At 53.5% G+C, this 14309-nt stretch carries 12 protein-coding genes; 11 read left to right on the top strand and 1 reads right to left on the bottom strand.

Annotated features, from left to right (window positions below):
• Positions 1–2: 2 nt before the first annotated feature.
• From murG to lpxC, 7 genes are all read left to right on the top strand, one after another.
• On the top strand, positions 3–1100 hold the full coding sequence (gene murG / locus ACT3RQ_RS00535; protein WP_444630104.1) for an undecaprenyldiphospho-muramoylpentapeptide beta-N-acetylglucosaminyltransferase: 1098 nt from the start codon (positions 3–5) through the stop codon (positions 1098–1100).
• Positions 1101–1153: 53 nt separating this feature from the next.
• On the top strand, positions 1154–2566 hold the full coding sequence (gene murC, locus ACT3RQ_RS00530; protein ID WP_444679867.1) for a UDP-N-acetylmuramate--L-alanine ligase: 1413 nt from the start codon (positions 1154–1156) through the stop codon (positions 2564–2566).
• On the top strand, positions 2563–3501 hold the full coding sequence (locus tag ACT3RQ_RS00525; RefSeq protein WP_287077841.1) for a D-alanine--D-alanine ligase: 939 nt from the start codon (positions 2563–2565) through the stop codon (positions 3499–3501). The genes murC and ACT3RQ_RS00525 overlap by 4 nt, the downstream gene beginning before the upstream one ends.
• Positions 3502–3510: 9 nt before the next feature.
• Entirely contained in the window at positions 3511–4224 is a 714-nt protein-coding gene (locus tag ACT3RQ_RS00520; protein ID WP_193053783.1) for a cell division protein FtsQ/DivIB, read from the top strand.
• 301 nt (positions 4225–4525) lie between these two features.
• Complete coding sequence (gene ftsA, locus ACT3RQ_RS00515) at positions 4526–5815, top strand: cell division protein FtsA (protein WP_193053782.1); 1290 nt, start codon at positions 4526–4528, stop codon at positions 5813–5815.
• 34 nt (positions 5816–5849) lie between these two features.
• On the top strand, positions 5850–7028 hold the full coding sequence (gene ftsZ / locus ACT3RQ_RS00510) for a cell division protein FtsZ (protein ID WP_172116350.1): 1179 nt from the start codon (positions 5850–5852) through the stop codon (positions 7026–7028).
• A gap of 135 nt (positions 7029–7163) precedes the next feature.
• The gene (lpxC, locus tag ACT3RQ_RS00505) at positions 7164–8075 is read left to right on the top strand and encodes a UDP-3-O-acyl-N-acetylglucosamine deacetylase (protein ID WP_444679749.1); all 912 of its coding nucleotides are present in this window, start codon (positions 7164–7166) and stop codon (positions 8073–8075) included.
• A 159-nt stretch (positions 8076–8234) separates the two neighbouring features.
• Here lpxC and ACT3RQ_RS00500 read toward each other — a convergent pair whose 3' ends face one another.
• Positions 8235–8690: a DUF721 domain-containing protein gene (locus ACT3RQ_RS00500; protein ID WP_193056286.1), complete on the bottom strand. Its 456-nt coding sequence runs from the start codon at positions 8688–8690 to the stop codon at positions 8235–8237.
• A 107-nt stretch (positions 8691–8797) separates the two neighbouring features.
• Here ACT3RQ_RS00500 and ACT3RQ_RS00495 point away from each other — a divergent pair, with 107 nt between their 5' ends.
• The 4 genes from ACT3RQ_RS00495 to ACT3RQ_RS00480 all read left to right on the top strand — a co-directional run bounded on the left by ACT3RQ_RS00495 (position 8798) and on the right by ACT3RQ_RS00480 (position 14302).
• Entirely contained in the window at positions 8798–9145 is a 348-nt protein-coding gene (locus tag ACT3RQ_RS00495; RefSeq protein ID WP_444638882.1) for a hypothetical protein, read from the top strand.
• 86 nt (positions 9146–9231) lie between these two features.
• A complete protein-coding gene (gene secA / locus ACT3RQ_RS00490) occupies positions 9232–11979 on the top strand; it encodes a preprotein translocase subunit SecA (RefSeq protein WP_444638883.1) in 2748 nt (915 codons plus the stop codon).
• A 36-nt stretch (positions 11980–12015) separates the two neighbouring features.
• Positions 12016–13245 (top strand): bifunctional glutamate N-acetyltransferase/amino-acid acetyltransferase ArgJ, encoded by a 1230-nt coding sequence (gene argJ / locus ACT3RQ_RS00485; protein WP_444638885.1) that lies wholly within the window; start codon positions 12016–12018, stop codon positions 13243–13245.
• A gap of 109 nt (positions 13246–13354) precedes the next feature.
• Positions 13355–14302, top strand: coding sequence for a Nudix family hydrolase (locus ACT3RQ_RS00480; protein WP_193053778.1), 948 nt, complete (start codon positions 13355–13357; stop codon positions 14300–14302).
• Positions 14303–14309 lie beyond the last annotated feature (7 nt).

Below are 14309 nucleotides of genomic sequence, written 5' to 3'. Positions count from 1 at the left end.
TTGTGACGGTGAACGCACATCGGCGTGTTTTAATCATGGCAGGAGGAACGGGCGGGCATGTGATCCCCGCGCTTTCCCTTGCGCGTGCGCTTATGGCGCAAAACATTGACGTTGAGTGGTTGGGTAGCCCCAGAGGTATTGAAAACAGGCTGGTGCCCGAGGCCGGTATTAAGCTGCATACCATTGCTGTTAGCGGGTTGCGCGGTAATGGTGTGGCCGGCTGGTTTAAAGCGCCTGTGAACCTTAGTCGAGCTATTTGGCAGGCACGTGACGTCATAAAAAGCTTTAAGCCGCAGCTGGTGGTTGGCCTCGGTGGTTTTGCCAGTGGTCCGGGCGGGCTTGCTGCGTGGCTATCGGGTATTCCGCTGGTCGTTCATGAGCAAAATGCAGTTGCCGGCTTAACCAACCGCGTGCTTTCTCGCTTGGCGACGCGCAGCTATGCTGCCTTTTCTGAAGCGTTCGGTACGCGGGCAGACGTCATTGGCAACCCCGTGCGTGAAGATATAGCGACACTTGGCCAAGTGCCGCGTACGGTCGAGGCATTACAGGGGCGTCCGCTGCGCTTGTTAGTGGTGGGGGGGTCATTAGGTGCTGTGGCATTAAATGAACGCTTGCCTCAAGCGATTGCTGCGCTACCACCCGGTAAGCGCCCGGAAATACGCCACCAGGCCGGGAAGTCGCGGGACGCTCAAACGGCACAAGGGTACGCCGAACATGGCATACAGGCCGATGTTTCCCCGTTTATTGATGATATGGCCGCAGCGTATGATTGGGCTGATTTGGTGGTTTGTCGAGCGGGGGCGTTAACGGTTGCAGAGCTGGCGGCTGCGGCAAAGCCCTCGCTTCTTGTTCCGTTTCCTTTTGCGGTCGATGATCACCAGCGAGTCAATGCCAATGTACTGGTTAATGCGGGTGCTGCGCTATGCGTTGTGCAATCCGCGCTGACGCCTGAGCGTTTAACGCACTATTTAAATGACCTATTAGAGCCCGCTACGCTGGCGCTGATGGCTTCCCGTGCACGCCAGGCTGCGCACCTGGATGCCACAGAGCGATTAGCCGAAGGATGCCTGGCGATACTACACAAAGGAGAAAACGTGTGACCGACTCAGTAACCCCATCGTCGCTGCAACGCATAAGCTCAAGCGGCCCGGGTATGCGCCGTATTCAGCATATTCATTTCGTCGGTATCGGTGGCGCGGGCATGTGTGGTATTGCCGAAGTATTGGCCAATCAAGGTTACAGCGTCAGTGGCAGTGATATGAAAGCCTCTTCGGTTATTGAGCGGCTTCGCGTGTGTGGTGTTCGGGTTGAGATTGGCCATGCCGAGGAGAATGTCGAAGGGGCCGACGTTGTGGTTGTTTCAAGCGCCGTTGATACGACCAACCCTGAAATTCGCTGGGCACATGAGCACCGTGTCCCCGTGGTGCGTCGTGCCGAGATGCTGGCAGAGTTAATGCGATTTCGTCACGGCATTGCGGTTGCCGGTACCCATGGAAAAACAACCACGACCAGCTTAACGGCGACACTGTTAGCCGAAGGCGGCCTGGACCCGACCTTTGTCATTGGTGGGAAGTTGACCAGTGCCGGTACCAATGCGCGCCTGGGTGAAGGGGATTATCTGGTTGCAGAGGCGGATGAGTCTGACGCTTCATTCCTGCATTTACAGCCAATGGTGTCGATAGTTACCAATATTGATGCTGACCATATGAGCACCTATGGTGGCGATTTCGAACGGTTAAAAGATACCTTTATCGAATTTCTGCACAACCTGCCGTTCTACGGGTTGGCTATATTGTGTATCGATGACCCGCATGTACGGGCACTGCGAACTCAGATTAAGCGCCAGTTCGTTACCTACGGTTTTGAAGACGATGCCGATTATCGGATTACCGATTTTGTGCAGCAAAGTGGTGAAGTTTCCTTTACGGCTTTGCGGCCTGGTCAGGCCGCGCCCTTAAACGTGCGGCTTGCCATGCCTGGTCAGCACAATGCGCTTAATGCGATGGCAGCGATTGTTGTTGCTACGGATGCAGGCGTGAGTGACGAGGCGATTTTGCGCGGTCTGGCGGGGTTTGCTGGGGTAGGGCGGCGCTTTCAAGTGCATGGCCATTTCCCTGCGCCTAAAGCGCCCGGCAAGATTATGTTAGTGGATGATTATGGCCATCATCCGCGCGAAGTGGATATGGTCATCAGAGCAGTCCGCGCTGGCTGGCCTGAGCGTCGTTTAGTGATGCTTTATCAGCCCCACCGCTACAGCCGGACTCGGGATCTCTATGAAGATTTCGTTCGAGTACTGTCCCAGGTAGATACGCTGGTACTTTTAGACGTATACAGCGCGGGCGAGGCGGTTATCCCTGGCGCTGAAGGGCGCACGCTTGCAGGTTCGATTCGTCAGCGCGGTGAGGTAGACCCGCTTTTTGTTGAACATAAGCAGGAGCTGCCAGCGCTATTGGCCAATGTACTGAGACCCGACGACATCCTAATTACTCAGGGGGCGGGCGACGTAGGTGGTATCTCGCTCAGCTTGGCCAAGGCGAAGCTGCAAATGAGTGAGGTGGAACTGTGAGCCTGAAAGACGTCAATATTGATTGCTCACGTGTGGTGGTGGTTTACGGCGGTTCTTCTGCTGAGCGTGAGGTTTCCCTTAAAAGTGGTGCCGCTGTACTTGAGGCGCTAAAACGCCAAAAGATTAACGCAGAAGGCTATGACTTACGCGATAAGGGGTTAGCCGGACTTGAGGCTATGGCGCCATCGGCGATATTTGTCGCTCTGCATGGTCGTGGTGGTGAAGACGGGACGCTGCAGGGCGCGCTTGAGCTCTTGGGTATTCCCTATACCGGTAGTGGCGTTATGGCGTCAGCACTGGGAATGGATAAGCAGCGCACCAAGCAGGTTTGGCAAGCCATTGGGCTGCCCACGCCGGAAAGCATTATGCTGACGGCTGATGCAGACTGGGCCGGAGTGGTCGCCACGCTTGGGTTGCCGATGATGGTTAAGCCAGTACATGAAGGCTCCACGCTTGGGATCAGTATAGTTAAAAGCCAGGAGGCGCTTGAGGCCGCCTATCGCGAAGCGGCACAATTTGATGCCCGAGTGATGGCCGAGCGCTTTGTGGTCGGTGAGGAGTACACGGTGGCGCTGCTGGATGAGCGTGTATTGCCCGCTATTCGGGTCGAAGTGCCTGGCGGATTCTACGACTATGAAGCCAAATACGTTTCCAATACGACCCAGTACCATCTTCCTTGTGGGCTTACCGCAGAAGAGGAAGCGCAGCTGGCAACGCTGTGCCAGCACGCGTTTGCGGCCATTGGTTGTGAAGGCTGGGGGCGTGTGGACGTGATGCGGGATGCCAATGGCCAGTTCTGGCTATTGGAAGTTAATACCGTGCCTGGCATGACCGATCACAGTTTGGTGCCTCAAGCCGCTGCCTATGCGGGCATCGAATTTGATGACCTGGTGGTGCAGATACTCCACTCTGCCGGAAAGCAGAACGCATCATGATGAGGCCTTATGAAAAGGCGTAATGCCTGGTTTGGTATCCTGCTTCTGGCGTTACTGTTAGTGGCAGGAGGGCGCGCGCTATGGCTATGGCTGGATCGGCCCATCGAGCGTGTTTCCATCCGTGGGGAGTGGGATTACGTAAGCGCAGACTACCTACGCACTCAGCTTGCCCCTTTGGTTCAAGGTGCCACTTGGTTATCGGCTGATTTAGGCGTGCTGCGTAACCGGGCCCTGGAGATTGGCTGGCTTAAAGAAGTACGTATTTCTCGTGAGTGGCCGAATGCGCTGGTGTTTGAACTGGCGGAACAAGTGCCCGTTGCGCGCTGGAATGATGACTTTTTGCTTAACCCGAAAGGCGAGCCCTTTGCTTTTGCACCTCTGGCGGTGCCTTCAGGTCTTCCTGATCTTGCGGGCCCCAGCGGAAGCAGTGAAGAGGTGCTAAATTACTATCATCGCCTAACACCTTATTTCGCAAACTTGTCGTTGGCACTTACTCAGTTTCGATTAGAGCCGCGCGGTGCATGGCGTGTACAGCTAAGTAACGGTACCTGGATTATGCTGGGCCGGCGCGAGCATGAAGTGCGTTTGGCACGCTTAGCGGCCTCCTGGCAGCGCGAATTATCAAGGTATAGTGAGCATATTCGTTATATTGATCTGCGCTATCCTAACGGTGTCGCTGTTGCCTGGCATGGTCAGAGCGATTTTGAGGCATCAGAAGACTAACTCAAGTTTTAATTAACGCGCTTTAGCCATGATAAGTCGCCGACAGCGCGTAAAAACGCATTAATGGGGTTTAAATTACACTTCAAGCCCATTATTGTGGGCTTGGGCTGGTCGTATTATGCCAATTGTTTCTATACTATGGGATATCGGTGATTTTGTAGATTTAAACTTTACATCAGCGTACAGCGCTATTGAGCTATCAGCGCTTACCGGTTGCAAGTTATAATAGGCAAAGAATAAGTTGGTTTAAGTATCCCTATTTATTTTAATTTAAAAAGTTTACAAGGAGAATTCCCGACTCATGGCAGGCTCACCCAATGCATCGAATATGGTGGTCGGGCTGGACATTGGAACGTCCAAGGTCGTCGCAATTGTCGGTCAACCTACCGATGATGGCGGCATTGAAATTGCTGGTATCGGCTCGCATCCGTCACGGGGTATGAAGCGAGGCGTTGTCATTAATATTGAATCAACCGTTCAATCTATTCAGCGCGCTGTGGAAGAAGCCGAGCTTATGGCTGGCTGCGATATTCACTCGGTATATGTGGGCATTGCGGGTAGTCATATTAGCTCGATGAATTCAGATGGCGTGGTCGCTATTAAAGAGCGTGAAGTTACTCCTTCTGATATTGATCGCGTTATTGATTCAGCGAGGGCAAGGGCGGTTTCAGAAGGTCAGCGCGTTTTACATGTACTGCCCCAGGAATTTGCAATTGATGCACAAGGCGGTATTCGCGAGCCCTTGGGCATGTCCGGTGTACGTTTAGAAGCGCAAGTTCATCTGGTAACGGCAGCACTCAACGCGGTACAGAATATTGAGAAATGTGTTCGACGCTGTGGTTTGGACGTCGACTCAATTATCCTGGAGCAGCTGGCATCCAGCATGGCAGTGTTGACCGAAGACGAGCGTGAATTAGGCGTTTGCATGGTGGATATCGGTGGTGGAACCACTGATATGGCCATCTTTACTGAAGGTGCCATTCGACATACGGCCGTTATACCAATTGCTGGTGATCAGGTCACCAACGATATTGCCATGGCGCTACGTACACCGACGCAGCACGCAGAAGAGATCAAGGTTAAATACGCTTGTGCCTTAACGCAATTGGCCGCAAGCGATGAAATGATTAAGGTTCCTAGCGTGGGTGATCGTCCGTCACGCGACTTGTCGCGTCAGGCGCTCGCAGAAGTGGTCGAACCACGCTATGAAGAGCTATTTACACTGGTTAGAGACGAATTACGTCGCAGTGGCTATGAAGACATGGTTGCCGCTGGTGTTGTGCTCACTGGTGGCACCTCACGTATGGAAGGGGTCGGCGAACTGGCGGAAGAGATATTCCACATGCCGGTTCGTATTGCTTGTCCGCAAAACGTTAAAGGTTTAGCGGATGTCGTGCGAAACCCCATTTATGCGACAGGTGTCGGCTTATTGCACTATGCACTGCAAGAAGCGCGGCATGGGCAGGGTCTAGAAAGCCACGGGGGAGTCATTGCACCTCATAAAGGTCGCAACGAGCTCTCTCGACGTGATATCAAGGAAGACCATTCGGCGCTGGCCAGAATCAAGGGCTGGTTCAAAGGAAATTTCTGACAGGGCCGCAAGCGCGGTTCAGGAGACGGGGCTTATGTTTGAATTGGTAGATAACGCACCCTCAAGTAGTGCGGTCATAAAAGTAGTCGGTGTTGGTGGTGGTGGCGGCAATGCCGTCAATCACATGGTTGAAAGTAACATTGAAGGCGTTGAATTTATTTGCGCCAATACCGATGCCCAGGCGCTTAAACGCGTATCCGCAAAAACAGTATTACAGCTAGGTGGTGAAATCACCAAGGGGCTCGGTGCTGGCGCCAACCCTGAGGTAGGTCGTCAGGCCGCGATGGAAGATCGTGACCGAATCGCTGAGCTGCTTGAAGGCGCCGATATGGTCTTTATTACCGCTGGTATGGGCGGTGGTACAGGCACCGGCGGCGCGCCAGTGGTTGCGCAAGTTGCCAAAGAACTGGGTATTTTAACGGTAGCTGTCGTTACGCGGCCTTTCCCGTTTGAAGGCCCCAAGCGTATGCGCGCTGCCGAAGAGGGAATGAAAGAGCTCTCTCAACATGTTGATTCGCTGATCACCATACCCAACGAAAAGCTTTTATCCGTACTGGGTAAAAGCGCGACGCTATTAACTGCGTTTAGCGCTGCCAACGATGTATTGCTTGGCGCTGTTCAAGGTATTGCCGAGCTGATTACAAGCCCTGGTATTATCAACGTCGACTTTGCTGATGTGCGTACTGTTATGTCTGAAATGGGCATGGCGATGATGGGTACGGGCGGTGCTACCGGCGAGAACCGCGCCCGCGAAGCAGCTGAAAAAGCTATCCGTAGCCCGCTTCTGGAAGATATCGATCTGCATGGTGCGCGAGGCATTCTGGTCAATATTACGGCAGGCCCGGACCTGTCGATTGGCGAGTTCAACGATGTAGGTGCCACCGTTCAAGAGTTTGCTTCACAAGAAGCGACCATTGTCGTGGGAACTTCCATCGATATGGAAATGTCTGATGAGCTGCGTGTTACTGTTGTTGCTGCTGGATTAGATGGCGCGAAAGCTGCCAAAGCGACGACACGTGAACCTGCACGTCGCTCTTCTGCTGACTCTTCTGATTACCGTAAGCTACAGCAGCCTACCGTAATGCGTCAGCAAGCAACTGCCCGTGCAGAGGCGCCTGAACACGCGCCCAAACCGCGTCCGGAAAAGAGTCGCTCAGCCGATGCTGACGACTATCTGGACATACCTGCTTTCTTGCGCCGTCAGGCCGATTGATTGTTTCTATAGGTTTACCGGGCCAGCAAACGAGTGTTTTATTGGTTAAAACGCTCGTTTGCTGTTAAAGTGAACACTGTTTGATAACTTTCCTTCCCCTACGGTACTACCGTCATTAGAGTTCGACCACTGCCCATGATCAGACAACGCACCCTACAAAACGTCATCCGCGCCACTGGAGTGGGTCTGCACTCCGGCAAAAAAGTCCACATGGCTTTGCGTCCGGCGCCGACAAACACCGGGATTGTGTTTGTTAGAACCGATCTGGAGCCTGTGGTACATATACCCGCACGCGCAGAGTTAGTGGAAGACACAACACTTTGCACCGCGCTTTCACACGAAGGTGTGAAAGTGGCAACGGTTGAGCATTTGATGTCAGCGTTTGCAGGACTAGGCATCGATAATGCTTACGTTGACCTAAGTGCTCCCGAAGTGCCGATTATGGACGGTAGTGCCAGCCCGTTTGTGTTTTTAATCCAATCGGCGGGTATTCTTGAACAGGATGCAGCAAAGAAATTTATACGCATCAAGCGTCGCGTCGCGGTTAAAGATGGCGATAAAGAAGCCGTTTTCCTTCCGCACCAAGGGTTCAAGGTCTCGTTTGCCATTGACTTCGACCACCCGGTTTTCGAACAGCAGAAACAAACCGCGCTTATCGATTTTTCGACGACTTCTTTTGTGAAAGAAGTTTCTCGGGCGCGCACCTTTGGGTTTATGAAGGATTTGGAGTTTTTGCGCTCTAATAACCTGGCCCTGGGGGGGAGTCTGGATAATGCGATCGTGGTTGATGATTATCGCATCGTCAATGAAGGCGGTTTGCGTTACGAAGATGAGTTCGTCAAGCACAAGGTGCTGGATGCGATCGGCGATTTGTATCAGTTAGGCTACAGCCTGATTGGTGAGTTTCACGGTACAAAATCTGGCCATGCGCTGAATAACCAGCTTTGCCGCGAATTGATGGCACAGCCTGATGCTTATGAAATCGTGACGTTTGAAGATGAAAAAGCCGTTGCGCCTATTTCGTACGCAGCGCCTGCAATGGCCTAACTGCCAAGCAGGAGTGTCAGATATTCGCTATGACGCGCTATCCAGGTTTCTCCTTTGGTAGTGCTCAAGCTCGATAACTGCCCTTGATGAAAAAAGCACCGCTCAGGCGGTGCTTTTGCGTTTCTGGCATTTGAAAAGTGCGCAAGGCGCGCGGCACGCTTATTTTGGTGCGTGAGACGCAAGGCGCTCTAACGCTTTACGCAGCGCAGGATTGTGTGTGTCGCTTGCGCACTCGCTGAGCGTTTTTCCCGCACTGGCGGATAAGTGTCGGGTATTACGCAAAGGCGCCTCAACTGGACGGACGGGGCGCACTTTAAAGGTAAAGCCGTTCACAGCCTCAAAGCCTGGCAGTTGATGTAGCAGCGTCAACAGCCGCTGCTGTTCAAAGCGCAACCATGTCAGCCAGCTTGCCTGCCCACTGATCAGGGTTAAGCGCCCATCGCGAAAGCCGCCGACAAAGATATGTGGGCGCATCTCTTCTGGCAGATGGGCTCTTAAATGACACTGGGCTTGATCTATCAAGCGAGACTGACGCATTAATTGGCCAATATCCCCTGACTTGTTTAGCAGACGGGCGATGGGCTGTGCGCGAGAACGCTTAACCTTTATACTCATACGCTTGAATCCTGGGGTAACCCCTCAATATATAGCCAAGTAGCGGCATCGACACGGATGCATTACTTATTTGCAGAGCCTAACACGCTCAGGAGCCAATCCACAGCATGCCCTCCACGCTTAACACCTTTTCTGCTTTGCCGCGACGTAACCGTCGCTATGGCTTGGCGCGTTGGTGGCTGGCAGGGCTCCTGGTAAGCTGCTTACTGCCCAATAGTTTAGTGCCTTTTGATGCCATGCGGGGGGCTGAGCGTAACGTCTGCGTGTGTTTGTGGGTACCGGCTATTTTACGTGCTCAATCGCATTGGATCGCCAAAAGGCGACGCGCATTGCGCGGTTGGCAGCAGCGATTTAAACGTATCGCGGTGCAGCGCCACTTTTTACCTGTTTATGATTTTATAAAGCGCCAGGTAGCCGCACACGATGTGCTTACCCAGCGCGGTCCGCCCGCTTAACTCACGGTTTTCTAAAACGTACTTTACTTGCCTTATACGGAACAGGGCGAAGCCCATTGGTTCGCTCAAGATGATTTGGAAATTTCATGATTAATAATTTGTTACGCAAGGTTGTTGGCTCCAAGAACGACCGTGAAGTAAAGCGCATGCACAAAAACGTTCGCAGTGTGAACGTGCTCGAAGCTGAGCTTGAAGGATTAAGCGACGCTGAATTACAAGGTAAGACAGCGGAGCTGCGTTTGCGCCTGGAAAATGGCGAGGCGCTGGATAGTTTGTTGCCTTCTGCGTTTGCGATTGTGCGAGAGGCCAGCAAGCGCGTCATGGGTATGCGGCATTTTGATGTACAGATGGTGGGGGGCATGACCCTGCACCGTGGTCGTATTGCTGAAATGAAAACCGGCGAAGGTAAAACGCTGGTAGCAACACTGGCCGTTTATCTCAATGCGCTGCCTGCAAAGGGCGTACACGTTGTCACCGTCAATGACTACCTTGCCCGCCGTGATGCCGAGTGGATGCGCCCGCTGTATGAGTTTTTAGGGCTTTCTGTTGGGGTTATCTTTTCCGGCCAAACCGGGGAGGAGAAACGCCATGCTTATCGGTGTGATATTACCTACGGTACCAATAACGAATTTGGCTTTGACTACCTGCGCGACAACATGGCGTTCTCTTTGGAGGATAAGGTGCAGCGTGGCCTGCACTATGCCATTGTTGATGAGGTGGATTCTATCCTGATTGATGAGGCGCGTACGCCGTTGATCATATCAGGTGCGGTGGATGAAAATACCAATCTTTATAACGTCGTTAATCAGCTTGCCCAGCAGTTGGAAGAGGGTGAGGTCTCGGAAGATGACGACCAGCCTGCAACTGGCGATTTTGTGCTGGAGGAGAAGCAAAAGCAGGTTGAGCTGACCGAGCAGGGGCATAACAGGGTTGAAGAGCTGATGCAGGCGGAAGGCCTTCTTAAAGAGGGTGAATCGCTTTACGCCGCTCAAAACCTGAATTTACTTCAGCACATGCATTCTGCGCTCCGGGCACGCCATCTCTACAACAAGGATGTTGATTACATTGTAGTGGAAGACCAGGTGGTCATCGTTGATGAGCATACTGGACGGACGATGCCTGGCCGCCGTTGGTCTGAAGGGCTTCACCAGGCTGTTGAAGCGAAGGAAGGGGTGACCGTTCAGCGCGAGAGCCAGACGCTGGCATCCACCACCTTCCAGAACTATTTCCGTCTGTATGAAAAACTGGCAGGCATGACCGGTACTGCTGATACGGAAGCCTTTGAGTTCCGTCAGATTTATGGGCTTGATGTTATCGTCATCCCCACCAATCGCCCGTTAGCCCGTAAAGACCTTAACGACCTGGTCTACCTTAGCGCCGAAGAGAAGTACGAGGCGATTATTAAGGACGTTCAGGTCGAGACAGAGGCAGGCCGCCCGGTGTTGGTAGGTACGGCGTCCATCGAGACGTCTGAATATCTGGCGCACTTAATGCGCGAAGCGGGGCTGAAGTTCAATGTCCTGAATGCCAAGCAGCACCAGAGTGAAGCCGAGATTATTGCTCAGGCAGGGCGTCCTGGCGCGATCACTATTGCCACCAACATGGCCGGTCGAGGTACCGATATTATGTTGGGGGGCAACTGGGAAGCTGACGTTGCCAAGCTGCAAAACCCAAGCCAGGCGCAGATTGATGCATTAAAAGCCGAGTGGAAGCAGCGTCACGATGGTGTGCTGGAAGCCGGTGGCCTGCACGTTATTGGTTCGGAACGCCATGAGTCTCGGCGCATTGATAACCAGTTGCGTGGACGTTCTGGTCGTCAAGGCGATCCAGGTTCAACGCGCTTCTTCTTGTCGTTGGAAGATAGCCTGATGCGGCTATTTGGTTCTGACCGCGTTAAGCGTCTCATGCAGGCATTGGGCCTGGAGCGCGGCGAAGCCATTGAGCACAAAATGGTATCTAACGCCGTTGAGCGTGCCCAGAAAAAAGTGGAAGGGCGTAACTTCGATATTCGTAAGCAGTTGCTTGAATATGATGACGTGGCAAACGACCAGCGCCGGGTTATTTACGAGCAGCGCAATGAGGTTCTGGCCTCTGATGACATTGCAGAAGCTATCGTGGGTATTCGTGAAGAAGTCATGGAAGACACCATTAACGACTTCGTTCCGCCGCAGAGTTTAGCCGAGCAGTGGGATCTGGCTGGGCTTGAAATGCACCTTAAGACAGAGTTCAACTTGGATGCCCCGGTGGTCCAGTGGGCCGCTGATGATGAGCGCTTTAGCGAAGAGAAGCTGCGTGAGCGTCTGCAAGACATGCACCATGACGCTTATGCGGCCAAGGTGGATGCCGCAGGCGCGACCCTGATTCGTCGTTTTGAGAAGCAGGTCATGCTTCAGGTTCTGGATACGCGTTGGAAAGAGCACTTGCAGTCCATGGATCACCTGCGTCGGGGCATCCATTTACGCGGCTACGCACAAAAGAACCCCAAGCAAGAGTACAAGCGTGAATCGTTTGAATTGTTCCAGCACCTGCTGACCAATATTAAAGCGGATGTCACCCGTATTCTAAGCCATGTTCAGGTACGTCAGCCTGAAGAAGTTGATGCGCTGGAGCAAAAGCGGCGTGAAGAGTTGGCCCGCGAAAAAGCCGCGGCCGCTAATCGTCACGATGATGCTTCTTCCAGTGAAAGCGGATTAAGCGGTGAAAACAGTGATGTGGAAAGCACTGAGCAGGACGCACGCCCTGTCCGTCGCGAAGGGCCGAAAGTCGGCCGCAACGACCCGTGTGTATGTGGTTCAGGTAAGAAGTACAAGCAGTGCTGCGGTAAATTAAGCTAATCAGAAGCGGTCTGGATTTAGGTAGAGGAGACGATCATGGCGGTGGGAAATAGTCCCTTTCCGGTGATGCCCCCCTTGGCTGGGGTGCGCTTGGGAAGTGCAATGGCGGGTATTAAAAAGCCGGGTCGTCGTGACATGGTAGTTATTGAGCTACCCGCCTCGGCAACCGTGTCTGGTGTGTTCACGCGAAATGCCTTCTGCGCTGCCCCGGTGTCGGTTGCCAAGGCGCATATTGAGCGCTGCCGCGAGCAGGGCCAGGCACCGCGTTACTGGCTAATTAATACCGGTAATGCGAATGCGGGCACCGGCAAACAGGGGCTTCATGATGCCTACGCCAGCTGTAAAGCGGTAGCAGAGCAAGCTGGCGTTGCCGAGCATCAGGTACTGCCTTTCTCAACGGGGGTTATCGGTGAACCACTTCCCATGGAGCACCTTTTAGCCGGTATCACGCCAGCGCTTGCGTCAGGTGCTGACAATAGTCAGGCGTGGCAACATGCCGGTGAAGGGATTTTAACCACCGACACCCGAGCCAAAGGTGCCAGCGTTACCGTGAAGGTTAGTGACGGGTCAGTTACTATCAATGGCATCACTAAAGGCTCAGGCATGATTAAACCCAACATGGCGACCATGTTGGGCTTTGTCGTCACGGATGCTGCTATTGAACAGTCATTACTGGATCGCTTGTTACGCGAGACGGTGGATACCTCGTTTAACTGCATTACCGTGGATAGCGACACTTCAACCAATGATGCGTGCATGCTTGCAGCGACAGGTACGGGAACGGCGATTGAAGACGACGAGGATATCGCTGTCTTCCGTGATGCATTGCAGCAGGTAATGACGAGCTTGGCTCAGGCGATCATCCGTGATGGTGAGGGCGCGACAAAGTTTGTGACGCTCCAGGTTGATGGCGCAGAAAGTCGTCAGGAAGCGCTGGATGTCGCATTTACCGTCGCCCACTCACCCTTGGTGAAAACAGCGCTTTACGCCTCTGATGCTAACTGGGGGCGTATTCTGGCCGCAGTAGGGCGAGCGCCTGTGGCTGATTTTGACGTGGACCGCATTGTCATTGACCTGGCAGATGTTCGCCTGGTTGAAGAAGGTGGTCGTGCGGCTGGGTATACGGAAGCCGCAGGCAGTGCCGTCATGGCGCAAGACGAAATTACGATTCGCATCAGTTTAGGGCGCGGTCAGGAGAGTGCCACCGTATGGACCTCTGATCTTTCCCATGACTATGTGTCGATCAACGCAGACTATCGTAGCTAGTTAGCCAGTCACCGACTGGGTTTGGCAGTCATAAAGGGCTCACGCAGCGAGTAAGCGCCGGCACTGATCCGCCGGTGCGCACACAGTGGATAAAGACGTAATGAATGTAATGGTAAAACGACGAGTTCATGTTGCGGCAGCAGCCATCATTAGTGCCGATCAGAAGCAAGTGCTGATTGCACGTCGGCCCTCGAATGTCGATCAGGGTGGCTTGTGGGAGTTTCCGGGTGGGAAACTCGCGCCTTATGAAACAGGACTTGAGGGCCTTAAGCGCGAGCTGCACGAAGAGCTTGGTGTTGAGATTGTACGTGCGCAGCCCTTGATCCGTGTGCATCACGAATATCCTGACAAGCATATTTTGTTAGATGTTTGGCAGGTTCATGAGTTTGCTGGCGAGCCTTTTGGTCGCGAAGGCCAAGCCGTGCGTTGGGTGCCGATGGAGGAGTTGGCTAATTATCCGTTCCCGGCGGCCAACCTGCCGATCCTGCGTGCTGTGATGCTGCCCACTGAATATCTGATTACAAAAGAAGAGGCTGACGAGGCGCGTTTTGATACGCTCCTGGAGCGGGCCTTGAAAGAAGACAACATTCGCTTGGTGCAGCTGCGTGCCAAGCAGCTTGATGAAGCCGCTTATCTTAAGCGCGCTGAACGCGCTTTGCGCATGTGTCATGAGTATGGCGCCAAGCTTCTACTCAACGGCGAGCCTGCGCTGCTTGAACATGTGGATGCCGATGGTATTCATTTAACCAGCGAGCGCTTGATGCAGCTGGATCGACGTCCGATTGCCGAGCAAAAGTGGCTCTCTGCCTCGACACATGACCAAACTCAGCTCTCCAAAGCGGCGCTGCTGGGGTGTGATTTTGTGACGCTGTCACCGCTTCGCACTACGCCTTCACATCCGGAAGTAGCGCCGATGGGCTGGCATGATTTTCAACAACTGGTTGAGCGTGCCGGAATGCCGGTCTTTGCGCTGGGTGGAATGACACGCTTTGATGCCAATCACGCCCGCGCCGTAGGCGCCCAAGGCATCGCCTCGATTCGCGATTTCTGGAAGTGATAAGTTT

Origin of the sequence: Halomonas sp. AOP43-D1-4, assembly GCF_052446175.1 — a bacterium.
In the GTDB taxonomy this organism is placed as follows: domain Bacteria; phylum Pseudomonadota; class Gammaproteobacteria; order Pseudomonadales; family Halomonadaceae; genus Vreelandella; species Vreelandella citrativorans.
The sequence above is the reverse complement of the archived record's forward strand: the minus strand, read 5'-3'. Positions and strand labels throughout refer to the sequence as shown.